The 24,917-nt window shown below is 71.0% G+C and carries 23 protein-coding genes; 4 read left to right on the forward strand and 19 right to left on the reverse strand.

Annotation, left to right across the window (positions count from 1 at the left end; genetic code table 11):
* Positions 1 to 49: 49 nt before the first annotated feature.
* From O5O46_RS25115 to O5O46_RS25130, 4 genes are all read right to left on the reverse strand, one after another.
* Positions 50 to 985, reverse strand: a complete 936-nt coding sequence (locus tag O5O46_RS25115; RefSeq protein ID WP_269857833.1) for a hypothetical protein — start codon at positions 983 to 985, stop codon at positions 50 to 52.
* A gap of 90 nt (positions 986 to 1,075) precedes the next feature.
* Positions 1,076 to 2,047 (reverse strand): ABC transporter substrate-binding protein, encoded by a 972-nt coding sequence (locus O5O46_RS25120; RefSeq protein ID WP_269857834.1) that lies wholly within the window; start codon positions 2,045 to 2,047, stop codon positions 1,076 to 1,078.
* On the reverse strand, positions 2,044 to 2,769 hold the full coding sequence (locus O5O46_RS25125) for an ABC transporter permease (protein WP_269857835.1): 726 nt from the start codon (positions 2,767 to 2,769) through the stop codon (positions 2,044 to 2,046). The genes O5O46_RS25120 and O5O46_RS25125 overlap by 4 nt, the downstream gene beginning before the upstream one ends.
* The gene (locus O5O46_RS25130) at positions 2,769 to 3,491 is read right to left on the reverse strand and encodes an ABC transporter permease (RefSeq protein WP_269857925.1); all 723 of its coding nucleotides are present in this window, start codon (positions 3,489 to 3,491) and stop codon (positions 2,769 to 2,771) included. The genes O5O46_RS25125 and O5O46_RS25130 overlap by 1 nt, the downstream gene beginning before the upstream one ends.
* 252 nt (positions 3,492 to 3,743) lie before the next feature.
* Here O5O46_RS25130 and O5O46_RS25135 point away from each other — a divergent pair, with 252 nt between their 5' ends.
* Complete coding sequence (locus tag O5O46_RS25135; protein ID WP_269857836.1) at positions 3,744 to 4,895, forward strand: ABC transporter ATP-binding protein; 1,152 nt, start codon at positions 3,744 to 3,746, stop codon at positions 4,893 to 4,895.
* 125 nt (positions 4,896 to 5,020) lie between these two features.
* Here the strand turns inward: O5O46_RS25135 and O5O46_RS25140 are convergent, their stop codons facing one another.
* The 6 genes from O5O46_RS25140 to O5O46_RS25165 form a co-directional block, all read right to left on the reverse strand.
* Positions 5,021 to 5,482 (reverse strand): DUF3180 domain-containing protein, encoded by a 462-nt coding sequence (locus O5O46_RS25140; protein ID WP_269857837.1) that lies wholly within the window; start codon positions 5,480 to 5,482, stop codon positions 5,021 to 5,023.
* Between the two features lie 46 nt (positions 5,483 to 5,528).
* Positions 5,529 to 6,119: a 2-amino-4-hydroxy-6-hydroxymethyldihydropteridine diphosphokinase gene (gene folK, locus O5O46_RS25145; protein WP_269857838.1), complete on the reverse strand. Its 591-nt coding sequence runs from the start codon at positions 6,117 to 6,119 to the stop codon at positions 5,529 to 5,531.
* Positions 6,116 to 6,475 (reverse strand): dihydroneopterin aldolase, encoded by a 360-nt coding sequence (folB, locus tag O5O46_RS25150; RefSeq protein WP_269857839.1) that lies wholly within the window; start codon positions 6,473 to 6,475, stop codon positions 6,116 to 6,118. The genes folK and folB overlap by 4 nt, the downstream gene beginning before the upstream one ends.
* Before the next feature lie 321 nt (positions 6,476 to 6,796).
* Positions 6,797 to 7,276, reverse strand: coding sequence for a nuclear transport factor 2 family protein (locus tag O5O46_RS25155; RefSeq protein ID WP_443072620.1), 480 nt, complete (start codon positions 7,274 to 7,276; stop codon positions 6,797 to 6,799).
* Positions 7,277 to 7,278: 2 nt separating this feature from the next.
* Complete coding sequence (gene folP / locus O5O46_RS25160; RefSeq protein ID WP_269857841.1) at positions 7,279 to 8,133, reverse strand: dihydropteroate synthase; 855 nt, start codon at positions 8,131 to 8,133, stop codon at positions 7,279 to 7,281.
* Between the two features lie 60 nt (positions 8,134 to 8,193).
* The gene (locus tag O5O46_RS25165; protein WP_269857842.1) at positions 8,194 to 10,035 is read right to left on the reverse strand and encodes a phosphatidylglycerol lysyltransferase domain-containing protein; all 1,842 of its coding nucleotides are present in this window, start codon (positions 10,033 to 10,035) and stop codon (positions 8,194 to 8,196) included.
* Positions 10,036 to 10,238: 203 nt separating this feature from the next.
* On the opposite strand from O5O46_RS25165, the gene O5O46_RS25170 reads away from it, so the two are divergent.
* Positions 10,239 to 11,360, forward strand: a complete 1,122-nt coding sequence (locus O5O46_RS25170) for an alpha/beta hydrolase (protein WP_269857843.1) — start codon at positions 10,239 to 10,241, stop codon at positions 11,358 to 11,360.
* Between the two features lie 237 nt (positions 11,361 to 11,597).
* Here the strand turns inward: O5O46_RS25170 and folE are convergent, their stop codons facing one another.
* From folE to dacB, 6 genes are all read right to left on the reverse strand, one after another.
* The gene (gene folE / locus O5O46_RS25175) at positions 11,598 to 12,203 is read right to left on the reverse strand and encodes a GTP cyclohydrolase I FolE (protein ID WP_269857844.1); all 606 of its coding nucleotides are present in this window, start codon (positions 12,201 to 12,203) and stop codon (positions 11,598 to 11,600) included.
* A gap of 114 nt (positions 12,204 to 12,317) precedes the next feature.
* Positions 12,318 to 14,402, reverse strand: a complete 2,085-nt coding sequence (ftsH, locus tag O5O46_RS25180) for an ATP-dependent zinc metalloprotease FtsH (RefSeq protein ID WP_269857845.1) — start codon at positions 14,400 to 14,402, stop codon at positions 12,318 to 12,320.
* Positions 14,403 to 14,656: 254 nt separating this feature from the next.
* Positions 14,657 to 15,196, reverse strand: coding sequence for a hypoxanthine phosphoribosyltransferase (gene hpt / locus O5O46_RS25185; protein WP_443072621.1), 540 nt, complete (start codon positions 15,194 to 15,196; stop codon positions 14,657 to 14,659).
* 48 nt (positions 15,197 to 15,244) lie between these two features.
* Positions 15,245 to 16,321 (reverse strand): tRNA lysidine(34) synthetase TilS, encoded by a 1,077-nt coding sequence (tilS, locus tag O5O46_RS25190; protein WP_269857847.1) that lies wholly within the window; start codon positions 16,319 to 16,321, stop codon positions 15,245 to 15,247.
* A gap of 166 nt (positions 16,322 to 16,487) precedes the next feature.
* Entirely contained in the window at positions 16,488 to 17,645 is a 1,158-nt protein-coding gene (locus tag O5O46_RS25195; RefSeq protein ID WP_269857848.1) for a zinc-dependent metalloprotease, read from the reverse strand.
* A gap of 77 nt (positions 17,646 to 17,722) precedes the next feature.
* Complete coding sequence (gene dacB, locus O5O46_RS25200) at positions 17,723 to 19,306, reverse strand: D-alanyl-D-alanine carboxypeptidase/D-alanyl-D-alanine endopeptidase (protein ID WP_443072619.1); 1,584 nt, start codon at positions 19,304 to 19,306, stop codon at positions 17,723 to 17,725.
* A 169-nt stretch (positions 19,307 to 19,475) separates the two neighbouring features.
* Here dacB and O5O46_RS25205 point away from each other — a divergent pair, with 169 nt between their 5' ends.
* Complete coding sequence (locus tag O5O46_RS25205; RefSeq protein ID WP_269857926.1) at positions 19,476 to 19,967, forward strand: inorganic diphosphatase; 492 nt, start codon at positions 19,476 to 19,478, stop codon at positions 19,965 to 19,967.
* A gap of 137 nt (positions 19,968 to 20,104) precedes the next feature.
* Here the strand turns inward: O5O46_RS25205 and O5O46_RS25210 are convergent, their stop codons facing one another.
* Positions 20,105 to 21,748, reverse strand: a complete 1,644-nt coding sequence (locus tag O5O46_RS25210; protein WP_269857850.1) for a threonine/serine ThrE exporter family protein — start codon at positions 21,746 to 21,748, stop codon at positions 20,105 to 20,107.
* 68 nt (positions 21,749 to 21,816) lie between these two features.
* Complete coding sequence (locus O5O46_RS25215; RefSeq protein ID WP_269857851.1) at positions 21,817 to 22,548, reverse strand: DedA family protein; 732 nt, start codon at positions 22,546 to 22,548, stop codon at positions 21,817 to 21,819.
* Positions 22,549 to 22,689: 141 nt separating this feature from the next.
* On the opposite strand from O5O46_RS25215, the gene O5O46_RS25220 reads away from it, so the two are divergent.
* Positions 22,690 to 23,058: a YbjQ family protein gene (locus O5O46_RS25220; RefSeq protein WP_269857852.1), complete on the forward strand. Its 369-nt coding sequence runs from the start codon at positions 22,690 to 22,692 to the stop codon at positions 23,056 to 23,058.
* 67 nt (positions 23,059 to 23,125) lie between these two features.
* Here O5O46_RS25220 and O5O46_RS25225 read toward each other — a convergent pair whose 3' ends face one another.
* The gene (locus O5O46_RS25225) at positions 23,126 to 24,814 is read right to left on the reverse strand and encodes a SpoIIE family protein phosphatase (RefSeq protein ID WP_269857853.1); all 1,689 of its coding nucleotides are present in this window, start codon (positions 24,812 to 24,814) and stop codon (positions 23,126 to 23,128) included.
* Between the last annotated feature and the right edge of the window lie 103 nt (positions 24,815 to 24,917).

The following is a 24,917-nucleotide window of genomic DNA, read 5'->3' on the forward strand; positions in this document are numbered from 1 at the left end:
CGGCACCCGCTGAGCGGGTGCCGGGCCTTCGGCCGCCTTGGGTACGCGACTACTGGGCGCGCAGTGCCCGAACGTCGATCTGCTCTGTCTCGTCGTGCGCGGTCAGGTCGATGACCGCGGGGTCGTCGTCGTGGTCCTGGCCCGCCCTGTGCTCGGCGTAGGCCTCGTCACCGATCACATCGGCGAGGTCGGGGGCGGCGGAGGTCTTGTGCACACCGAAGAAGTCGAAGCCGCCCTGCGGGCGCTTGGCCGCCGTGCCCCGGGCCTGTGCGTAGGGCAGTACGGCGGCCGAGGCCGGGACGAGGCGCGGCTGCTCGGGGAGCGGCGCGTGGTCCTCGGCGGTGGTGGCCCGCGGCGGCACGGCCGGGGCCCGGTCCTCCGCCTCGGCGGCTTCGGCGGCGCGCTGCCTGGCGGCGTTGCGCTCGAAGTTGCGCAGCGCGTTGGCGGCCTTCAGATACGCGGCCGGGGACACCGAGCTGCCGCCGGACGGCGTCGCGGAGGCGATGGCGCCGCGCGGTACGGCGGCCTCGATCGCCAGCCTGCGGCGGCTCTCCAGGGCGCGGGCCCGCTCGCTCTCCGCGGTGGCGTACCGGCGCAGCAGGTCGGCGTGCTCTCCGCGCAGTCGGGACAGCTCGCCGCGCTTGGCGCGCAGCGCGCTCTCCAGCCGGCGGCGGATCTCGCGGGACTCCTCCACATCGGTTTCCAGCTCGGCTATGCGCTCGTCGGTGCGCCACTCGTCGCGCACCCGGGCGGCGGTCAGCTCGGCGACCCGCTTGCCCGCGGCGCGGTCCCAGCTGCGCAGCAGCACCGCGCCGGCGCACGCGGCGGCGGCCGCCGCGGTGACGAGCGCACGCAGGACGACCGCATGTTCACCACTGGGACTGAACCAGGCACCCACGGCCAGGGCCGTGGCCGACCCGGCGACCGTCAACGAGGGAAGGAGCCTGTGCAGCGGCGGTGAATGGCGGTGTCGTCCACGTGGCATGGCTTGAAACCTAGCGTGCGAAAGAGGCCAGTGGGAGGGGACTGTCCGATTCGTCCCTTCCTGTTCTGTCACATATCGGATTGATCTTGCTCAACTCTTGATCAATCCCTTCGATTTGAGGTAATCCGTGGCGACATCCGACGGCTTCTTCCGCTCCGCGTCCACCTGCTTGTCGAGCGCGGTGAGATCGGCGGTGGTGAGCACCTTCGTGAGCCTGTCCAACGCGTCGGCGATCTGCGGCGATCCCGCGTGCTTGGCGTTCACCACCGGCAGCACGTTGTCGGCGTTCTGGACCTTCTTGTCGTCCTGGAGCAGGACCAGGCCGAACTGGTCCAGGGTCGCGTCGGTGGTGGTGGTCAGCACCAACTGGTCGGCGCCGTCCTTGACCGCCTGCTTGGACTGCGGAGTGCCCACGCCCTTGGGGTCGATGCCGGTCACATCGATGCCGTAGGTCTGCTTCAGTACCGGCTCGCAGTACGGCCGGTCCGGGCACTCGTCCCCGGCGGCCAGCTTCACCGGCAGCTTGGACCTGCCCAGATCGCTGAGCGTCTTCAGATGGTGCTGTTCCGCGAACGCCTTGGCCACCGCGAACGCGTTCTGGTCCACCGCGTCGCCGGCGGCGAGCACCTTCAGCCCGCGCGGTCCGGCGAGCTTGGTCAGCGCGGCTACGGTCGCGGTCACGTCGGAGGAGGCGACCGGCTTGGCCTTCGAACCGTTCACCTTGGCGTTGAGGAACTCCGCCAGCGTCGCCGCGTACTCCGGGACCACATCGATCTGCCCCTTCTCCAGGGCGGGTTCGTACAGCTCGCGGTTGTTCAGCGTCTGGACCGACGTGGAGTACCCCGCGTCGCCGAGCACCTTCGCGTACAACTGCGCCAGGACCGCGCTCTCGGTGAACCCGGCGGAGCCGATCACCAGCGAGCCCTTGCCGCCGGACCCGGACGACGGGCTGCCGCCGTTCTGCTCCAGGCTCTTGCCACCGCAGGCGGACACTCCCGCGGCCAGTACCACCACGGCCGAGGCCGCGCCGACGGCGCGTATGCCGCGCAGACCCTTGCTCATTCGGTTACCCATCTCTTAGGCGTTCCACGGGAGTTGACGGATCGGCGACCGACGCGGCGCCGGTGCCGCAGCGGGTCGGCGATCCGGGACGCGACCGCGAACGCGCCCTCGACCAGCAGCGCGAGCAGCGCCACCAGCAGCGCGCCCGCCACCACCTGCGCGGTGTCATAGCGGTTGAACCCGGCCGTGATCAGCCGGCCCAGGCCGCCGCCGCCCGGCAGCGCGGCGAGCGTGGCGGTCGCCACCACCTGCACCGCGGCGGTGCGCACCCCGGTCATGATCAGCGGAAAGGCCAGCGGGAGCTCCACCCGTACCAGCAGCTGCCCGCCGGTCATCCCCATGCCGCGGGCCGACTCCACCACGTCCCGGTCGACCTCGCGCATACCGACGTACGCGTTGGTCAGCACCGGCGGAACCGCGAACAGCACCAGCGCGATGATCGTCGGCCACTGCCCGTACCGCCCCAGCGGGCTGAGCACCAGCAGCACCAGCACCGCGAACGTCGGCACCGCGCGCCCGGCGTTGGAGATGTTGACGGCCAGCGCACCGCCCCGACCGAGATGGCCCAGCAGCAGCCCGACCGGCAGCGCGATGGCACAACTGATCACCAGACACACCGCCGTGAGGTACAGGTGCTCCCCCAGCCGGTGCCAGACTCCGTCCGTTCCGGCCCAGTTGGCGCCGGTGGTCAGCCAGGCCCACGCTCCGGTGACCGCGCCCATCACACCGCCGCCTTCCCGGCTCGCATCCGTATTCGGCGTCCGGCACGCGCGGGCCTTCGTCCCCGCGTCCAGGGCGTGAGCAGCCGCTGCGCGCCGAGCAGCAGCAGATCGGCGGCGATCGCCAGCACCACGCAGATCGCCGAGGCGGTGAGCACCTGGGCCTTGAACAGGCTGTTCATGCCCTCGTAGATGAGGTTGCCCAGCCCGCCGTAGCCGACGATGGCGCCGACCGTGGTGAGCGAGACCGCGGAGACCGTGGCGATGCGCAGCCCCGCCATCACCGCGGGCAGCGCCAACGGCAGCTCGACGCCGAACAGCAGCCGCAGCGGCCCGTACCCCATCCCGCGGGCCGCCTCCCGGGCGTCCTCGGGCACCGACTCAAGCCCCGCCAGTATGTTGCGCACCAGGATCGTCAGCGAGTACAGCACCAGACCGGTGACCACCACCGCGGCCGAGATTCCGAAGACCGGCAGCAGCAGTGAGTACATCGCCAGCGACGGCACCGTGTAGAGCACCGTGGTGAAGCCCAGCACCGGCCCGGCGGCCGGGCGCCAGCGCCGGGCCACCAGCGCCAGCGGAAAGGCCAGCAGCAGCCCGATCGCCACCGAGACGCCGGTGATCCACACGTGTTGCAGCGTGGCGTCGGTCAACTCCTGGGCCCGGGAGCGCACATACTCCCCGCAGATCCAGTCGTTCGCCGCCAAGCAGTCCGCACCGGCCATCTCGCTCACCTCCCCCGTCTATCCCGCAACGCGGGCCCAATGCCTGGTTCGAGCGCTGATTTCGCCCGACACCCCGTTCCACACCCACCCGCGTTCGATGTCTGACGACCCTAACCCGAGGCACCGACAATCGCCCGGGGCCGTCACACGGCGGCAACGCCGCCTTCACAACTCGCGTGCAGTGTCGGCGGGGCGGGGTACGGTCGAAAGCACCGGCCATCGCGGCACCACGAGCCGACCCAATGAGGACGCATGATCCGATTCGAGCACGTCACCAAGGGCTACCCGGACGGCACCGTCGCCGTGGACGACCTGTCCTTCGAGGTCGCCGAGGGCGAACTGGTCACGCTCGTCGGTCCGTCCGGCTGCGGCAAGACCACCACCATGAAGATGGTCAACCGGCTCATCGAGCCCACCAGCGGCCGGATCCTCCTCGACGGCGAGGACATATCCACCCTCGATCCGGTGGTGCTGCGCCGCCGGATCGGCTACGTCATCCAGCAGGTCGGCCTGTTCCCGCACAAGACCGTGCTGGAGAACACCGCGACCGTTCCGCATCTGCTCGGCTGGTCGCGCCGCAAGGCCCGCGAGCGCGCCGCCGAACTGCTCGACCTGGTCGGCCTCGACCCGGCCACGCACGGCGCGCGCTATCCCGACCAGCTCTCCGGCGGCCAGCGGCAACGGGTCGGCGTGGCCCGCGCGTTGGCCGCCGATCCGCCGGTGCTGCTGATGGACGAGCCGTTCGGCGCGGTCGACCCGGTGGTCCGCGAGCACCTGCAGTCCGAGTTCCTCCGGCTGCAACAGCAGGTGCGAAAGACGATCCTGTTCGTCACCCATGACATCGAGGAGGCGGTACGGCTCGGCGACCGGATCGCGGTCTACGGCAGCGGGCGGATCGAGCAGTTCGACACCCCCGCGACCGTGCTGGGCGCCCCGGCCACCCCGTACGTGGCCGACTTCGTCGGCTCCGACCGGGGGCTCAAGCGGCTCTCGGTCACTCCCATCGAGTCGGATGACCTCGAACAGCCGCCCGTGGTACGGCTGGACGACTCGGCCCCGCAGGCCGCCCGACGGCTCGCGGACGAGGGCGCCCGGTGGGCGGTGGTGCTCGACGGGGGCGGCGCGCTGCACGGCTGGGTCGCCGCCGACACGCTCGGCGAGGGAGCGGTGCGCGATCACGCGCGGCGCATGGAGGCGTGGCTTCCGGTGGGAGCCAGCCTGAAGCAGGCGTTCAGCGCGATGCTCCAGCATGACGCGGGATGGATCGCCGTCCTCGACGGCGACCGCTTCCTCGGCGTGCTCACGCCCGGGCGGTTGCACGTGGCGCTGCGGCGCTCGGTGGGGGCGGGCTTGCGGGACGTGGCCCGGGCCCAGGTGGAGTTGGAGACGGTGCCGGGGGCGTGAGGAGGCTTCTCCCTCCTGCATGCCCGTCGGCGGATCGGTGGGGGCGTCTGACACCGCCGGTCAGCGCCGTCGTGGTCGCTCGCCGTTGCGGAGGGACCTACCCGGCGCTCCGCCCCCTCGTTCCGTCAGCTGTCGTCTTCCGGGAGGCGGCAGATGCGTTCCAGCCACATCGCGGCCGCGCAGACCGCGATGCCGGTCAGCACGGACAGGCCCGCGTACACGGCCTGGTCGTGACGGGCCGGGGTGTCGATCGGCGAGGTCAGCAGGAGGATCCCGACGCCGCCGTAGAGTCCGGCCACCAGGGCGGCGACCAAGGCGCTCGCATGGCCGAAGACCACCGCGCGGGCCGCCACCAGCGGGTCCACGCCCTTGGCCCCCGGGCGCCGCTCACGCTGGGCGCGCAGCCTGGCGCGCAGCGACAGCGCCGCGGCGGCCAGCACCACGGCGATCAGCCCGAGCACGATGGGCGCCGCGGCCGGCACACCGGGCAGCGTGCCCAGCGAGTCCCACATCCGGGCACCGGCCCACCCCAGCACTACGGCCACCAGGAACAGCCCGCCCAGCACCCGGAACCGAAGCTGCTTCAACAAGGTCTCCTCATCACGACGTCGCCCCCAACCCGAAGGGCAACGTCTACTCCGGCAGGCGCAGTTCCACGTCCGAGCGCGGTGTCACGCCCTCCCGGCCGACGTGCGCCAGCAGTTCCTCGACCGGTCCACGGCCCGGCAGTTCGGCCGCCGGGTCCACGTCGTGCCACGGTACGAGAACGAACGCCCTCTCGTGTGCGCGCGGGTGCGGAAGGGTGAGCAGCGGGTCGGTGGAGACCACGTCCTGATAGGAGACGATGTCCACATCGATGGTGCGCGGGCCCCAGCGCTCGTCCCGTACCCGGACGAACGCCTCCTCGATGGCGTGGGCGCGCTCCAGCAGCGAGCCCGGCGGGAGGGTGGTCTTCACCAGCACCACGGCGTTGAGGTAGTTGGGCTGGCTGCCCGGCTCAACGCCCCACGGCTCGGTCTCGTAGACCGGGGAGACCGCTTTGACCCGCATGCCGGGCGTGTCGGCGAGGGCGTCGATCGCGCCCTGGAGCGTCTCCAGCCGGTTGCCAAGATTGCTCCCCAGCGAGACCACCGCCCATTTGGGGTTGTGCAAGGTCGTGTCGGCGGCATCGACGCGCTCCTCCACGGAGGCGGGTACCGGCTGGACGGTGGGGTCGGAACTCACGGGCGCCTCCTATGGATGGTGATGGTCACGTCGTCAAACGGAACGTCGATCGGGGCGTGCGGCTTGTGCACGGTCACCTCGACCTCCCGCACCGGCGGGTGGGTCAGACACTGGGTGGCGATGCGCTCGGCGAGCGTCTCGATGAGGTTGACCGGCTCTCCCTCGACGACCCGTACGACCTCCTCGGCCACCACGCCGTAGTGCACGGTCTTGGTCAGGTCGTCCTCGGCGGCGGCGGGCGCCGTGTCGAGCCCGAGCACCAGGTCCACCAGGAAGTCCTGGCCGTTCTCCCGCTCCTCGGGGAAGACCCCATGGTGCCCGCGGCCCTTCAAGCCGCGTAGCGCGACGCGATCCACGAGACACCACTCCTGCTGGTCGTCGGACAACGGTCGTAGGTCCCGCCGATCATGTACGGGCCCGCCCGGTTCGAGGCTCCACGTCGGAACCACGAGTCGAAGCTACATATCGAATCTACCTGCGAGCACCGACAACCCTTGCTAACGGGGTGCCGCGCGACGCCTCGGCAGCGGCGCCGACCGCCAGGCGACGCCCGCATTGCAGGCGCCCATACCCGACACTCGGGCGGCCACTCCTACCTTGGGAAGTTCTTGCCTCGAACGGGTGGCTGGCCGTGTTCCGGCTGACCGCTGGCCACCCCACGGCCACCACCCGTACCGCTAGACGCCCGCGGCACCGTCCCCGTACTCGTCGTCCTCCTCGTCCTCGGTCTCCTCGGCCATCACCGGAGATCCGTGGTGCGACCACAGCTTCCAGCCACCCGAGGTGTGCCGGAACACGTTCGTGGCCACCACCAGGCCGCCGACCAGCTCGCCCGCGGAGCCGTCCGGCTGGGCGGGCCCGCCGCTGAGGATGTTCTCGCTACAGGTCACCAGCGCGGTGTCGCCCGCCACCGCGACCTCGACGTCGGTGAGGAAGAACTGCATGTAGTCGGTGTTCGCCATGATCAGCGCGTACGACCGCAGTACGTGCCCGCGCCCGCGCAGCACCGGCCACCCCGGGTGCACCACGGTCACCGAGTCCGCCAACGGGCCGTCGAGCAGGATCTCCTCCAGAGCCGCCAGGTCGCCGGACTCCACCGCGTCGTAGAAGTCCTGGTTGACGCGCTCGACCGCCTCCCGCTGGTCGTCTGATCCGATGGTCACACGGCACCCTCGATCGCCCGGGCAACCCGTACCGCGTCGGCGGTCGGCCGCACGTCGTGCACCCGCACCGCCCAGGCGCCCTCGCGGGCGGCGATGGCCGAGACGGCCGCGGTCGCCGCGTCCCGCTCGCGGGCGGGCGGCGGGTCGCCCCCGTCACCGGCGAGCACCCGGCCCAGGAACCGCTTGCGGGAAGCGGCCACCAGCAGCGGACGGCCCAGCTCGCGCAGCCGGTCCAGATGCGCCACCAGCGCCAGGTCGTGTTCGGCCTCCTTCGCGAAGCCGAGCCCCGGGTCGATCACAACGCGCTCCGGGTCGACGCCCGCCGCGACCACGGTGTCAAGGCGCTGCCGCAGTTCGTCCACCACCTCCGCGGTGACGTCCTGGTAGACCGCCCGGCTGATCATGTCGATGCTGGCGCCGCGCCAGTGCATCACCACGAACGGGATACGGGCGGCGGCGGCCATCGGCACCATGGCCGGGTCGGCGAGGCCGCCGCTGACGTCGTTGACCAGACGCGCACCGGCCTCGACGGCGCGCTCGGCGACCGACGCCCGCATGGTGTCCACACTCACCAGCGCCCCGGCGGCGGCCAGTTCCCGTACCACCGGGATCACCCGGCGGATCTCCTCCGCCTCCTCGACCCGCCGTGCCCCCGGCCGGGTGGACTCACCGCCCACGTCGACCAGGTCGGCGCCGGAGGCGATCAGGTCGAGGCCGTGCTTGACGGCGAGTTCGGGGTCGAACCACAAACCGCCGTCGGAGAACGAATCGGGCGTGACGTTGACCACGCCCATCACCGCGCACCGGTCCCATTCGGGCAGACCGGCCACCCGGCCTCGCACATTCACCATGCCCCAAAGCGTAGGGCCGGTCCCCCGTTTCGGGAGACCGGCCCACAGGAGCCCCGGGTGTCAGGCGGCGCGACCGCTCGCCGCGGCCATCCGCTTGTGCTCGGGGTGCGCGCAGTCCCGGCGCTGCGGCTCCTTGCTGACGAACGGGATCCACCGCCGTACCCGGGCGGGCAGCTCCAGGGTGATGAACGCCTCGGCCTGCATCACGGCGAACCCGATCCGAGGCAGGTCGCGGTGGGTCGGGAAGACCATGAACCGCGGCTCCCAGACCGGCTGGAACTTGGCGTTGAACTTGTACAGCGACTCGATCTGGAACCAGCGGGAGAGGAACACCAGCAGCCCGCGCCAGAAGCGCAGCACCGGACCGGCGCCGATCCGCTCACCGCGGGCGAGCGCCGAGCGGAACATCGCGAAGTTCAGCGACGCCCGGGTGATGCCCAGCTCCGGCGCGTTCTGCAGGGCGTGCACGATCAGCAGTTCGTTCATGCCCCCGTCGGCCGAGCGGTCGCGACGCATCAGCTCCAGCGAGATGCCGTCCTCGCCCCACGGGACGAAGTGCAGCACGGCCTTGAGGTCACCGTGCGGCGACGGGTCGTCCTCCACCGTCTTGTGCGCGGTGACGACGACGCAGTTGCCGTCCTCCGGGTCACCGAAACGGCCCAGCGCCATGGAGAAACCGCGCTCGGTGTCGGTGCCGCGCCAGTCGGCGGCTGCGGCGCGGATCCGGGCCCGCTCCTCCTCGTCCAGGTCGCTGACCCGGCGCATCCGGCAGCTGTAGCCGTTGCGCTCGACGCGCTTGACCATCTGGCGGACGTTGCGCATCGCCCGGCCGGACAGCGAGAAGGAGTCGGTCTCGACGATCGCCTCGTCGCCCAGCTCCAGCGCGTCCAGGCCGGTCTCCCGGGTCCAGACCTCACCGCCGGTCTCCGAGCAGCCGACCACGGCCGGGATCCAGGCGTGCGCCCTGGCCTCCTCCATGAACCGCTCGATGGCGCCCGGCCAGGCCTCCACGTCGCCGATCGGGTCGCCGCTGGCGAGCATCACGCCGGAGATCACCCGGTACGAGATGGCGGCCTTGCCGGTCGACGAGAAGATCACGCTCTTGTCCCGGCGCAGCGCGAAGTGGCCGAGGGAGTCGCGCCGTCCGTGCTTCTCCAGCAGGCCGCGGATCTGCTCCTCGTCCTCCGGGCTGAGCACGGCGGTCGGGTGCTCGGGGCGCAGCACCAGGTACGCGGTGCTGAGCAGGATCAGGAAGCCGAGGCCGCCGAGGGAGTAGCCGACGATGTCGGCGGTGCGGTCGTGCGCGTAGTGCACCGGGCCGCCGAAGCCGAACAGGCCGTACAAGACGGTCTTCACCCGGTCGAGGAAGGTCGGGTTCCCGATCTCCGAGTTCGGGTGGGCGCTGACGATCAGCAGCCCGATGCCGAAGCTGACGACGGACAGCAGCACGAAGTTGAACGCCGCCCGCCAGCGGGTACGTGGGTCGGACAGCGCCGTGAACTGGCTGCGGTGGGTGAGCAGCACCACCATCAGACCCGCCGACAGGACGGTGTCGACTATCGACAGCCGGTGGTGCAGCACCTCCGCGAGTATCCCGGCGGGCAGCAGCACGACGGCGGCCGTCCAGGCCCGCCGCTTGCGGCGCTTGAGCCCGTGCGCGAGCATCAGCATCAACAGGCCCAGGATGATCGAGGCGGCTGCCGCGATGCTGCTCACCGCACCGGGCAGATAGCCCGTCCAGGTGTGCACCCGGCTGTGCCTGAGCTGCGGGATGATCCCGGTCGCCAGGTCCAGCAGCCCGATCACGGCGCCTACGGTGCCCACGAGTGCGGGCACCTTGCTGCTCGGGGTGAACCTCGGGAGGCGTGCGCGTGAATCCTGTGTGGCGGACGACTCAGTCATTGATGCCGCCCCCTGACGGAACCCTTTTAAGGCGTTCGGCATCTTTGTGTGCAGACATCGGTCTCCCAGCCCCGATAAATGGATCTTCCGGCCCGATGTGCGTCGGCCGTGCGAGCTCTGTGCGTCCTCTAGGACGAGAGCTTTGGCCGTGAGGTTCCACTTGGCGGGGCTGGACGGCCGGTCCACCGAACGGAAAGCGCCTCATGGGTCTCACTAGTAAGAAACTCCTGGTCTTGGTCATCGTGCTGGCGGTGGCCTTCTTCGTCGCCACCATCTGGCTGTGGCCACGGCTGTCCCGCCAAGGGGTCAAGCCCATAGCGGGCCGCGTCGGGCTGCTGTTCGGTGGCCAGCTGGCGATCCTCGCCGCATTGGGGCTGTCGATCAACTCGTACTTCGGGTTCTACTCCTCGTTCGCGGACCTGTTCGGGACGAACCAGGACCCGGGCCAGGTCGTGGACTACACGGCGGGCGCCACGAACGGCAAGGACGGCCTGGAGCACCTCGGCTCCCAGGGCGTCGGCGTGCCGGGCGGCGGGTCGCCGGAGAAGGCCGGCCGGATCGACAAGGTGCAGATCAAGGGTGCCAAGACCGGCATCACCACCCCCGCCTATGTCTACCTGCCGCCGCAGTACTTCCAGAAGGGTTTCAGCAAGCAGAACTTCCCCGCGTCGGTGATACTCACCGGTTACCCGGGCACCGCCGAGTCGCTGATCACCCGGATGAAGTATCCGCAGACGGCGACGGAGCACATCCAGCAGGGCAAGATGCAGCCGATGATCATGGTCATGATGCGGCCGACCGTGGTGCCCCCGCGTGACACCGAATGCATGGACGTCCCCGGCGGCCCCCAGGTGGAGACCTTCTTCACCAAGGAGCTGCGGCAGGTCATCTCGGCCAACTACCGGGTCGGCAACGCACCCCAGAACTGGGGCGTCATGGGCGACTCCACCGGTGGCTACTGCGCCCTGAAGATGTCGATGCGGCACCCCGACGCCTTCTCCGCGGCCGTCTCGCTGTCGGGTTACTACAACACCCACAACGACCCGACCACCGGCGACCTGTTCGGCGGCAGCAAGCAGCTGCAGAACGAGAACGACATGATGTGGCTGCTGAAGAACAAGCCCGCCCCGAAGGTCTGGGCGCTGGTCACCAGCAGCAAGCAGGGCGAGTGGGACTACAGCCGCACGGTGGCGTTCATGAAGGCGGTCAAGCCGCCGATGCAGATCGCCTCGATCATCCTGCCCAGCGGCGGTCACAACTTCACCACCTGGAACCGGGAGGTGCCGAGCGCGCTCGACGCGCTGAGCCAGCACCTCACCCAGTAACACCCCACCACCCCCCACGGGGGCGCACCGTTCAACGCGGCCGGGAGGACAGGACGTCCTCCCGGCCGCGGCGCGTTCGTCCTTCGGACGGATCCGCCGGGCTGGGCGGGTGCGGCACGTCGCGACGCCGACGGGCGGCGCTGCGGGGGCGCGAGCCGTCGTGGCGGAGGAATCAGCGCCGAAGCGGCCAAGGGCGCGCCCGACGGCGCCGGAACCGCCCGCAGGTCCCCGGCGGCCCTAGCGGGCCAGTATGAGGCTCATAGCCTCGGCGCGGGTCGCCGGGTCCCGCAGCTGGCCGCGCACCGCCGAGGTGGTGGTCTTCGCGCCGGGCTTGCGGATGCCGCGCATCGACATGCACATGTGCTCGCACTCGACGACCACGATCACGCCGCGCGGCTCCAGGATGTCCATCAGGGAGTCGGCGATCTGCGTGGTGAGCCGTTCCTGCACCTGGGGGCGGCGGGCGAACACGTCGACCAGCCGGGCCAGCTTGGACAGCCCGGTGATCTTTCCGCTGGTGGCGGGGATGTAGCCGACGTGCGCGACGCCGTGGAACGGCACCAGGTGGTGCTCACAGGTGGAGTAGACCTCGATGTCCTTGACCAGCACCATCTCGTCATGGCCGAGGTCGAAGGTGGTGGTGAGCACCTCTTCCGGGGTCTGCCAGAGGCCCGCGAAGATCTCCTTGTACGCCCGCGCCACGCGTGCCGGGGTCTCCCGCAGGCCCTCGCGGTCCGGGTCCTCTCCCACCGCGATCAGCAGTTCGCGGACGGCGTTCTCGGCCCGCTTCTCGTCGAACTCGCCGGCGGGGGCCGCGTCGACCAGCGTCACCGGGTCGGTCATATGCGCCTCGTTCCTGCTACACGTAACACCTGGCAAAGCGAAATGCCGCGCCTCCCAGGCTAGAACCTGGGAGGCGCGGCGTTCATTCCGGGCCGATGGGCCCCGGTGGGACCGTCAGCTGTCGCTCGGGCCCTGCGGGCCGTCCTCCGGCAGCTCGACCGTGTCGGTCGGCTGCGCCTGCGGCTGCTTCACCGTGGAGACCGTGGGCTGGGCGCTGCCGTTGGCCGTGCCCGCGCCGTTGGCCAGCGCCAGCTCGCGCGGCGAGAGCACCGGCGGGCGGGTCGACGGCGTACGGCGCGAGGAGCCGGTCCACGCCGGGCGCGCCGGGCGCTTGACCACCGGCTTGAAGATCTCCGCGACCTCCTCCTTGTTCAGCGTCTCCTTCTCCAGGAGCGCCAACACCAGGTTGTCCAGGACGTCGCGGTTCTCGACCAGGATCTCCCACGCCTCGTTGTGGGCGTTCTCGATCAGCTTCTTGACCTCTTCGTCCACCAGGCCCGCGACCTCTTCCGAGTAGTCGCGCTGGTGACCCATCTCACGGCCGAGGAACGGCTCGGAGTTGTCGGTGCCGAACTTGATCGCGCCGAGCCGCTCGGTCATGCCGTACTGGGTGACCATCGCGCGGGCGGTGGCGGTCGCCTTCTCGATGTCGTTGGCGGCGCCGGTGGTCGGGTCGTGGAAGACGAGTTCCTCGGCCGCCCGGCCGCCCATGATGTAGGCGAGCTGGTCGAGCATCTCGCTGCGCGACTGGGAGTACTTGTCCTCGTCCGGCAACACCATGGTGTAGCCCAGGGCACGGCCGCGCGGCAGGATCGTGATCTTGTGGACCGGGTCGCTGTTGGGGCAGGCCGCGGCGACCAGGGCGTGTCCGCCCTCGTGGTACGCGGTCGCCTTCTTCTCCTTCTCGCTCATGATCCGGGTCCGCTTCTGCGGTCCGGCGACAACGCGGTCGATCGCCTCGTCCAGCATCTTGTTGTCGATGAGCTTGCGGTCGCTACGGGCGGTGAGCAGCGCGGCCTCGTTGAGGACGTTGCTCAGGTCGGCGCCGGTGAAGCCCGGGGTACGGCGGGCGACGGCCTGCAGGTCGACGTCCGGGGCGACCGGCTTGCCCTTCTGGTGGACCTTGAGGATCTCCAGACGGCCCTGAAGGTCCGGGCGGTCCACCGCGATCTGGCGGTCGAAGCGGCCCGGGCGCAGCAGCGCCGGGTCCAGGATGTCCGGCCGGTTGGTGGCCGCGATCAGGATGACGCCGCCCTTGACGTCGAAGCCGTCCATCTCGACCAGCAGCTGGTTGAGCGTCTGCTCGCGCTCGTCGTGGCCGCCGCCGAGACCCGCGCCGCGGTGCCGGCCGACGGCGTCGATCTCGTCGACGAAGACGATCGCCGGGGCGTTCGCCTTGGCCTGCTCGAACAGGTCACGGACCCGGGAGGCACCGACACCGACGAACATCTCGACGAAGTCGGAACCGGAGATCGAGTAGAACGGCACGCCCGCCTCGCCCGCGACGGCGCGTGCGAGCAGCGTCTTACCGGTTCCGGGCGGGCCGTAGAGCAGCACGCCCTTGGGGATCTTGGCGCCCACGGCCTGGAACTTGGCCGGCTCCTGGAGGAACTCCTTGATCTCCTGGAGCTCCTCGACCGCCTCGTCCGCGCCCGCCACGTCGGTGAACGTGGTCTTGGGCGTGTCCTTGGTGATCAGCTTGGCCTTGGACTTCCCGAAGTTCATCACCCGGGAGCCGCCGCCCTGCATCTGGTTCATCAGGAACAGGAAGACGACGACGATCAGGACGAAGGGCAGCAGCGAGAGCAGCACACCGACGAACGGATTCTGCTTCGACGGCGAGATGGTGTAGCCGTCGGGCAGCTGCGTGCCGCCGCGCTGGTGGTCGTCGACCTGGGTCTGCAGCTTCGCCGCGAGGTCGGCGCCCTGGCGGCCGATGTAGCTCGCCTTGATCTTGTCGCCGAGGTCCTTGCCGTCGACCTTGGCGCCCGGCTTCAGCTGGACCGAGATGGTCTGCTCGTCACCGGTGGTGATTTTGGCTGACTGGGCGAGCCCCTGGTCGACCGCGGCGACGACCTGGCCGGTGTCCACCGTCTTGTAGCCGCCCGTCGAGCCGACGACCTGCATCAAGACGACCACGGCAAGGACGGCCAGCACGATCCACATGACCGGCCCACGGAAGTAGCGTTTGACGTCCATCCATGCGGGGCGGCGACGCCCCGTCCCTCCTGCCACAGTGAGAGCACTTCGGCCCCATCGGCCGATGTGCGCTAGCTAGGTGTATGACCCGACGGTTTATGACCCGACCTTCGGACGGTACCTCAGCATTGTCACCCGATGCTGCCGAGGACCGTTAACAAACCCCTCTTCCCTTGCTCCAACGGCAGGAAACCGGGGTCGGTTCCCCGGCTCCGACACCGGGTTTCCGAAATCTGGCCCAGCCGGTCGGCGTGTCAGCCGCCGTAGACGTGCGGGGCGAGTGTGCCCACGAACGGCAGGTTGCGGTACTTCTCCGCGTAGTCCAGCCCGTAGCCCACCACGAACTCGTTCGGGATGTCGAAACCGACATACGTCACATCGATGTCGACCTTGGCCGCCTCCGGCTTGCGCAGCAGGGTGCACACCCGCAGCGAGGCCGGGCCGCGCGAGCTGAGGTTGGACAGCAGCCAGGACAGGGTCAGGCCGGAGTCGATGATGTCCTCGACGATCAGCACATCGCGGTCGGCGATGTCGGTGTCGAGGTCCTTGAGGATGCGGACCACGCCGGAGGACTTGGTTCCGGCGCCGTACGAGGACACCGCCATCCAGTCCATGGTGACGTCGGAGGACAGTGCGCGGGCCAGGTCCGCCATCACCATCACGGCACCCTTCAGGACACCGACGATCAGCAGGTCCTTCCCGGCGTAGTCCCTGTCGATCTCCGCGGCCAACTCGGCCAGCTTGAGGTCGATCTCTTCCTTGCTGATGAGCACCTTCTCGAGGTCGGTGCCCATGTCCTTCTCGTTCACCCGCGCTACTTCCTGCAAGGCCTACCGGCTACGTCATTCGGCTGCGGTCGTCCGCCGGAAAACCAGTTTGCCATTCGACCGACGGGCCTCGACGCCCCCGGGCAGGTTGATGGGGCCCTGACCGCGCCAACCGGTGATCAGCCGGTCGGTCTCCTCGATGTGCCGGGAGAACAGCGATCCGGCCGGGCTGCCCGCCGTGATGGCCGCGCGGCGCAGGACCCGGCGGCGTACGGCGGAGGGCAGGGGGAAGAGTTTGGCGGGGTCCAGCGCGTGGTCCGGGTCACCGTCCACCGTGGCCTCCCGGGTGGCGGCCGCGGCCCACTGGTCGAGCGCGTCGGCGTCGTCCCGGAACAGCTGGGCGGTACGGGCCAGCGAGGCGACCACCCCGCGGCCCAGCGACTTCTCCAGTACGGGCAGCGCCTCGTGCCGGACCCGGGCGCGGGTGTACGCCGGGTCGGCGTTGTGCGGGTCCTCCCAGACGTCGATGCCCTGGGCGACGCAGGCCTTGCGGGTGGTCTCCCGGTCGAGCAGCAGGAACGGGCGGCGGTAGCGGCCGCCGGGGCCGGAGACGGCGGCCATGCCGGACAGCGAGCGGGTGCCGGAGCCGCGGGCGAGCGCCAGCAGGACGGTTTCCGCCTGGTCATCACGGGTGTGGCCGAGCAGCACGGCGGCGGCGCCCAGCGAGCTGGCGGCGGCGTCGAGGGCGGCGTACCGGGCGTCGCGGGCGGCGGCTTCCGGGCCGCCCTGGCGGCCGACGGTGACGCCGAGGGCCTCCACGGGGTCGAGGCCGAGGTCGCGCAGTCGGTGCACGACGTCGAGGGCGCGGGCGGTGGAGCCGTTCTGCAGGCCGTGGTCGACGGTGACGGCGCCGGCCCGTACGTCGAGCTTGCGGGCCTCGAAGGCGAGGGCTGAGGCGAGCGCCATGGAGTCGGCGCCGCCGCTACAGGCCGCGAGGACCAGCGGCCGGTCCATCAGGGCGCGGGTGCCGGCGGCGGTGGGGGTGGTCGGCGTGGAGGCTGCGGCGGGGGTGCGGGCCAGGTCGTTGAGCACGTCGTGCAGTACGCGGCGGACCGCCAGGCGTATCGCGGCGACCGCGGGGTGGGGACCCATATCCATTCCTCCTGAAATACACAGCCCACCTGAGGATTTTGGGAGGGCCGCGGGGGGATGACGGAGCGTGGCTAGATGGTGACAGATATGGAGCGCTACCCGAGCATCGCACGCCTACCCATCGGCCATGGTCCCTCGGATGGGTGAACTGTGGGGCGCTCAGGGTTCATGAATCAGTGCGACGATGCACCCTTGCGATCCAGTCCGCCGGTTTGGCGATCTCCGTCTTGGTGGGCAGGGTGTTGGGCGAGGTCCAGATCCGGTTGAAGCCGTCCATGCCGACCTCGTCGACCACGGAGCGCACGAAGCGTTCGCCGTCGCGGTACTGGCGCAGCTTGGCGTCCAGCCCGAGCAGCTTGCGCAGCGCCTGGTCGAGCCGACCGGCGCCGGTGGCACGGCGCTTCTGGAACTTCTCCCTGATCTCCGCGACGGACGGCACGACGTCCGGTCCCACGCCGTCCATCACATAGTCGGCATGGCCTTCGAGCAGCGACATCACGGCGGTCAGCCGGGCCAGGATCTCCCGCTGGGCCGGGGTCTGGACGATCTCGACCAGACTGCGGCCCTCGCTCTCCTCGCCCTCGGGACGGGCGCCGACGAACGACTGTGCGGCCTCGCGGACCCGCTCCAGCAGGGTGGCGGGGTCGACGTCGGTCTGCGACAGGAACTCCTGGATCTCCGATTCGATGTGGTCGCGCAGCCAGGGCACGGCGGTGAACTGGGTGCGGTGGGTCTCCTCGTGCAGGCAGACCCACAGCCGGAAGTCGTGCGGATCCACGTCGAGTTCACGCTCCACGTGCACGATGTTCGGCGCGACCAGCAGCAGTCGCCCGGTGCGCGGCGCGCCGGGCTCGGGGAGCACCGGACCCGCGGGCATCTCGCGGGTGGCCGGGGCGAAGGTCTCGTACTGGCCGAGCACCCGGGAGGCGAGGAACGACAGCAGTGCGCCGACCTCGACGCCGGTGACCTTGCCGCCGACCGCGCCGAGCACGGCACCGCCGGGGAGCGTGCCGCGGCGCGCCTGCATCTTGTCGAGCAGCGGCTTGAGGATCTCCCGGAAGCCCGCCACGTTGGCCTTGACCCAGCCCGCGCGGTCCACGACCAGGACCGGGCTGCCGTTCTGCGGCTCGTCGGGGCCGCCGGCGCCGTACATCTGCGTGAAGGACCGTACGTGTTCCTCGGACGACCTGGCGTGGCGGCGCAGTTCGGTCACCACGGTCCGCGCCTCCTCACGGCTGACCTCGGGACCCGGGCGTACCAGCCGGGTCGCGGTCGCCACCGCGAGGTTCCAGTCGACCATCTCCGCACCACCGATGCTCGTCATGGCTTCACGGTACGTGGCGCCGGGCGGCTTTCGCCGCCCGGCGCTGATTTTGGGGCCCGCCCCCTGCCCCCGGCGCCTTACCGGCAGCCGCAGTTCGTCACGGTGGCGGCCAGCCGGTCCAGCGCGGTGACCGCGTTCGTGGCGTTCTGGGTGCCGGAGGCCATGAACGCGAAGACCAGCAGGCGGCCGTCGGCGTCCACCGCCGTCCCGGCGAGGGTGTTGACGCCGGTGAGGGTGCCGGTCTTGGCGTGCACCAGGCCCGCCGCGTCGGAGGTGGCACCGCTGAAGCGGTCGCTGAGGGTCCCGGTGAAACCGGCGATCGGCAGCCCGCTGAGCACCGGCCGCAGTTGCGGGTGGGCCGGGTCGGCGGCGGTGTACAGCAGCCGGGCCAGCAACTGCGCGGTGAGCCGGTCGTCGCGGTCCAGACCGCTGCCGTCGTTGAAGCTGGTGCCGGCCAGCGGCAGCCCGATCCTGCCCAGTTCCTCGCTGATCGCCTGCGCCCCGCCGGCGAAGCTCACCGGCTTGCCGAGGCTGATCGCGGTCTGCCGGGCCAGTGCCTCCGCGATGTCGTTGTCGCTGTTGGTCAGCATCCGCTCGACCAGTGCGGACAGCGGCATGGAGTCCACCTCGGCGAGCCGGGCCTCCTCGCCCGCGGGCGCGCTGCCCGGCCGTACGTCGCCGTCCACGGTGATCCCGCGGTCGCGCAGCATCCCGGCGAAGGCCTGGGCGGCGGAGTCGGCCGGATCGGCGACCCTGGGGGCGTTCTCGGTGGAGTTGGGGTCGACCCGGCCCTCGTCCACCATGAGCGGGGTGACCGGGGCGATGTTGGGGTCGACGCCGATGGGGTGCAGCAGCGGGCCGGTGTAGAGCGAGGTGTCGTAGCTCAGTTGGACCTTCGTCCAGCCCCGCTCCTTGAGCGTCCTGGCGGTGGCGTCGGCGAGGTCGCTCAGGCTGGCCGGGGTGGCGTCCGGGTCGGTGCCCGGCGGCGTGGGCCGCGCGGTGAGGGTGGGGTCGCCGCCGCCGACCAGGACGATGCCGCCCGGTGCGGCGCCGGGGACGACGGTGGTGGGGATCCGGTAGTCGTCGCCGAGGCTCTGCAGGGCGGCGACCGCGGTGGCGATCTTGGTGGTGGAGGCGGGCGTGGAGGGGGCGTCCGGGTCGTGGCCGTACAGCTGGCGCCCGGTGGCGGCGTCCAGTACCACTCCGGCCCGCACCGCGCCGAGCGCCGGGTCGTCGAACAGCGGGGAGAGCGCGTTGTCCAGGCCCTGCCCGGTGGGCAGCGGTACGGTCTGCGGCGAGAGGCCTGGCCCGAGCCCGGCCAGCACCGGGGGCGCGCTGGGCGCCGTTGCGGGGGTACGGCCGGTGCGTCCCGCGCCTTCCCGGGCGGCGGCCCAGTTCCGTTCCGCCACCCGCTGGCCGTCCGCCCAGGGGCCCGCCGCGGTGACGGCGACCAGCGCGACGGCCAGCCCGACGCCCCCCGCGCCGACCGCCACCCGTGTGGCGCCGCCCTCGAAGGTCGCCCTGCGGGCGGCAGCGAGAACCGGCCGCAGCCCGGCCACCGCCCGGACCGCGCCCCGGTCCAGACCCGCGCGGCGGGACACGCTGACCGCCCAGCGCCGAACACGGTCAGAATTGCTATGGCTCCAGTCACGACCGATCATTAACGGACGCCTCCGCGACAGCGGTGGATCACCTGAACGGTCGCTGTTCGGGCGGCTGCCAGCCCCCGTCGTCGCACCCTGGACCAGCCCCTTTCGCGACCACACACCTGCGTGGGGGACACTTAATCATCCGAAGTATGTGCTGATCATGGCTGATGTTGGAGGAGCCTTGGAGTTCGACGTCACGATCGAGATCCCGAAGGGTTCGCGGAACAAGTACGAGGTGGACCACGAGACCGGTCGTATCCGCCTGGACCGTCGGCTTTTCACCTCGACCATGTACCCCGCCGACTACGGCTTCGTTGAGGACACCCTGGGTGAGGACGGCGACCCGCTGGACGCGCTGGTCCTGCTGGACGAGCCGACCTTTCCGGGCTGCCTGATCAAGTGCCGCGCGATCGGCATGTTCAGGATGACCGACGAGGCGGGCGGCGACGACAAGCTGCTGTGCGTCCCGGCCTCCGACCCGCGGGTGGAACACCTGCGTGACATCCATCACGTGAGCGAGTTCGACCGCCTGGAGATCCAGCACTTCTTCGAGGTCTACAAGGACCTGGAGCCGGGCAAGTCCGTCGAGGGCGCCAGCTGGGTCGGCCGCGCCGAGGCGGAGGCCGAGATCGAAGCCTCCTACAAGCGGCTGCGGGAGCACGGCGGCCACTGAGGCCCCCGCGACGCGTCGTTGAAGGCCCCCGCCGCCATCAGGCGGCGGGGGCCTTCACCAACTGCGGGAACCACCGGCTCATCAGGCGCCGGACGCCTGCAACACACCTGCCCTGACAGCCGGTTGGCGGGTGCGGTTCAGAACCCGCGGGTGCGCTTGGCGGCGCGCCGCACCGGGCCGCCGCCCGGGAACTTGATGACCATACGGGCGACCTCGCCACCGAGGTTGACCCCGATCGCGACCGCCAGTGCCAGCGCCGCGGCCTTGGCGAGGGACGCCACGCCCACGTCCTGCTTCCCCTGTGTGAAGGCGAGCAGCCCGAAGTACGTGGCGCTACCCGGCAGCAGCGGCCCGATGGCCGCGGTGACGTACGGCAGCGCGGAGGCGAACCGGTACCGCGAGAGCAACTGGCCGAACAGGCCGACCAGACCGGCGGCGACCGCCGTCGCGGCGATCGGCGAGAGTCCCGCCTGGTAGTGCAGCGCCCCGTAGACCACCCAGGCCACACCGCCGTTGAGCGTGACGATCGGCAGCACCGAGCGCTCGCACTGGAGCAGCACCGCGAAGGCGAGCGTCAGCGTCATCGCCGCCACCAGTTGCACCGGCGCGTTCTGATAGGTGTGCAGGGCCTCGTCGGGATTGAGCTGGGCGTGCAGGCTCACCCCGACGTACAGCACCATCGTCACGCCGAAGACGATGCCGACGATCAGGTACATGACCTCCAGCAACCGGGCGGAGGCGGTGATGTAGAAGCCGGTCAGCCCGTCCTGCACCCCGGCCACCAGCGCCCGTCCCGGGATCAGCGCGTACAGCCCACCGGTGATCACCGCGGAGGACTGCACATGGCCGCCGCCCGGCAGGTAGGAGCCGTAGAGGTTCATCAGCACGCCCATGGCGGCGGCGGGCATCGCGGCGGCGACGAACTGGTAGAACTCCGGCAAGCCGCGCCCCGCGCACAGCCAGGCGAGCCGGTCGCCGAGCATCGCTCCGACGGCCGCCGCCACGAAGACCGTCGGGCCACCGCCGACCAGCATGCTCGCCGCACCAGCCAGCACTCCGGCGCCGAGCGTCAGCAGCCAGCCGGGGTACGGGTGCCGGTTGCGGCGCATCTCGGCGAGCCTGCCGTAGGCGTCCTCAAGGGTCGCCTCGTGCGCCGTGATGTCGTCGATCAACCGGAAGACGGCGGCGAGCCGGGTGTAGTCGGTGCCGCGGCGGCGCACCGTGCGGCTGGCCGTGATCGGGTCGTCGACCAGGGACGGCTGATGGGTGATGGACAGCAGGGTGAAGGTGACGTTGGGCTCGACCCGGTCGAGCCCGTAGGCGTGGGCGACGCCGAACATCGCCGCCTCCACGTCCTCCGCGCCCTCACCCCCGGCCAGCAGCAGCTCGCCGATACGCAGCGTCAGGTCGAGGACGCGGGGCACGGACGGGCCTTCGGACTCGGGCTTGCCGGCCCGCTCCGGCGCCGGGCGTTCGGCGACCGGCATCCGCAGCATGGCGCGCATCCGGTCCTGCCAGGGGGCGTCACTGGGCAGCCGGACCACGGGAATGCCCTCGGGCGGCGTGAAGGCGGGCAGGGTGTGGTTGCCGGTGGTGCTGCCGTTGGTGGCGGACGCCGGGCGGGTGGGCGGCAGGAACGCGGAGCCCTCGGGCTCCGGTGCGGGCGGGAGCGGCACTCCCAGGGGTGGGGTGAACGCGGAGCGCGACTCGTCGGACTCGGGCTTGGCGTCCTGCGGGCTGGTGCCCAGCACACTGCCGTCAGTCCGCTTGCTCTCCGTCACCTGCTGCGATCCCTTTCCCGCTCCTCTTCGCCGGTTACCCAGACAAGGCTACGTGTAGACCGCAAGGTTCAGCGCTTGGCCGCTCGATGCCGGCCACGCTGCTGCGGAGCCGGGGCCGGCATCGGTCCGGCGTCCCGGCGGCCACCGCCGGTCGCTGTGGCCGCCTTCGCCGACTTGCGCCGCGAGCGCAGGTACTCGAAGGCGATCGGGATCACCGAGACGAACACGATCACGATGAAGATCGCCTCGACGTTGTCACGGATGAACGCGATCTGGCCGAGGAAGTAGCCGAGCACGGTCACGCCCGCGCCCCACAGCGTGCCGCCGATGAGGTTGAAGACGAAGAACGAGCGGTAGTTCATCCGGCTCACCCCGGCGATGATCGGGGTGAAGGTCCGTACGATCGGCACGAAGCGGGCCAGGATGATCGACTTCGGGCCGTGGTGCTCGAAGAACTCGTGCGCCTTCTCGACGTTCTCCTGTTTGAAAAGCTTCGAGTCCGGCCGCCGGAACAGCGCCGGGCCGACCTTGCGGCCGAACAGATAGCCCGCCTGGTCGCCGAGCACGGCGGCGACCGCCACCAGCAGGCACACCAGCCACAGCGGATAGTGCAGGTACTGGCCGTTGGCTATCAGCAGACCGGTGGTGAACAGCAACGAGTCACCGGGCAGGAAGAAACCGATCAGCAGACCCGACTCGGCGAACACCACCAGCAGGATCCCGACCAGCGCGAAGCCGCCGAAGTTCTCGATCAGCTGCTGGGGGTTGAGCCAGGCGGGGCCCAAGGCGAGAGTCGTCACGGGTGGCGTGCTCCTGGTCGTGGGCTCCGGACTGGCTCCTGCCACTTCCGGACTGGTCAAGTCCCCACCAGTATGAACGTAGGCCCGATACGGCGGGTTCCCCATGTGCCGCGGCCTGCCGGGCGGGGCAGGCTCAAGGGCATGAGCATCGATGACTACGGCGGCGGCCAGCCCACCCAGTCCGACATCCTGGTGGTCACCACCAACGACGTGCCCGGGCACCGTGTGGAACGGGTGATCGGCGAGGTCTTCGGACTGACCGTGCGCTCCCGGCACCTGGGCAGCCAGATCGGCGCCGGACTGAAGTCCATGATCGGTGGCGAGCTGAAGGGGCTGACCAAGACCCTGGTGCAGACCCGCAACCAGGCCATGGAGCGCCTGGTGGAGCAGGCGAGGGCGCGCGGGGCGAACGCGGTGCTGATGATGCGCTTCGACGTGACCGAGGCCGCCGACGTGGGCACCGAGGTCTGTGCCTACGGAACCGCCGTGGTGCTGGTCCGGGAGGGCTGAGCGCGGCCGGATCCGCGCCCTGCGGCTGCGCCCGGTCAGCGTCCGCGCGTCGGGCGCGGTGCGGCGCTCAGGCCGGGCGCTTGCGCAGCCGGGCGGCGAGCACCGCCACGTCGTCCTCGGCGGTGCTGGTCACCAGCTTGGCCAGCACCCGGTCCAGCAGGGCGTCCAGGCTGATGTCGACGGGCGCGGCCAGCTCCGTCAGCCGGCGCAGCGAGCGGTCGATGTCCTCGCCGCGCCGCTCCACCAGGCCGTCGGTGAACAGCAGCAGCACCGGACCGGGCAGCGCCCGCCGCTCGACCGCGACGTAGCCGCCGATGCCGGTGCCGAGCGGGGGTCCGGGCGGGACCGGCAGCAGTTCGAAGTGGCCGTCCATGTGCAGTGCGGCGGGCGGCAGATGGCCCGCGCTGGCATAGGTCACCGTCTCCCGCTCCGGGTCGGCGACCGCCAGCAGGCAGGTGGCGGGGCGGTCGGTGCCGGTGCCGATGATCAGGGCGTCGAGTTGTTCCAGGATCTGGTCCGGCGGCAGGTCGGCGGCGGCCAGCACCCGCAGCATGGAGCGGTAGTGCCCCATGTCGACGGCCGCCTCCACGCCGTGGCCCATCACGTCGCCCATCGCCAACAGGGTGCGCCCGCCGGAGAGTTGGACGGTGTCGAACCAGTCGCCGCCGACCAGGGCGGTGCTCCCGGCCGGGAGGTAGCGGGAGGCTACCTCGACGGTGGGCTGCGGGGTCGCGGGCTCGGAGAGCAGGGCGCGTTGCAGTTCCAGGGCGATGCCGTGCTCCCGGGTGTAGCGGCGGGCGTTGTCCAGGCTGATCGCGGCGCGCCCGGCCAGGTCCTGTGCGATGACCACGTCCTCGTCGGCGAAGTCCGGGGTGTCCCCGGCCCTCATCAGCGTCACGGTGCCGATCGGGTGCCCCCTGGCGGCCAGCGGCACCACCATGCCGGAGTGGATCCCGGCGGCCCGGTAGCGGACGACGCGCTCGGCGTTCGCCGGGGACCGGCCGCCCTCGGGGTGGCTGAAGCGGTTGTCGACCAGCGGCCGTCCGCTCTCCATGCTGCGCGGTATCGCCGAGCCGCTGCGGAACCGCACGTACTCCCCCGGCCCCTCGAACACCGCGGCGGCGCCCCGCAGTTCGGGCACCACCGAGATCGCCGCCCGGCGCAGCCGCAGCGTCCCGCGGGGCGACTGCCACGCCCCGTCCGCCTGCTCGGGGGGTATGACGTCGACGGTGACCGCGTCGGCGAGCACGGGCACCAGGAAATCGGCCAGTTCCGCGCAGGTGGTGTCGATGTCCAGGGTGGTGCCGATCCGGGTGGCGGCGGTGTCCAGCAGGGCGAGCCGTTCCCGGGCCTTCTCCAGGTCGTGCTGGACCTGACGGGAGGCGCTGACCTCCAGCACTATGCCGACCAGGCCGGTGACCTCGCCGTCGCGTTCCAGCCGGTGGTAGGCGCCGTGCCAGTAGCGGCGCTCATGGCCGGAGGCGGCCCGGGTGTGGCCGCTGGAGGTGGTCTCCCGGGGTATGCCGTCGGCCAGTACCTGGCGCAGCACGTCCTCCCTGGCCTCCAGGGCGGGCAGCACGTCGGGGATGGTCCGGCCGGTGTGCTCGGCGGCGGGGACGCCGTTCATCCGGGCCAGCGCGGGGTTGACGTAGACGTACCGCAGATCGGCGTCCAGCACCACGACCCCGGCTTCCGTGCCCTCCAGGATCTGGCGCAGCACCTCGCTGTCCAGCGGCTCTGGAGGATCGGCGGCCACCGGGTTCCTCCTCGTCAGCGGTAGCGCCCGCGGCTGTGGGCCCCTCCATCCTCAGCCGTGGCCGGATCACCCGCATCCGGGCATCGGCGGCCGGGCGACGGGG

It is taken from the genome of Streptomyces sp. RPT161, from assembly GCF_027533845.1.
Lineage (GTDB): Bacteria > Actinomycetota > Actinomycetes > Streptomycetales > Streptomycetaceae > Streptantibioticus_A > Streptantibioticus_A silvisoli_A.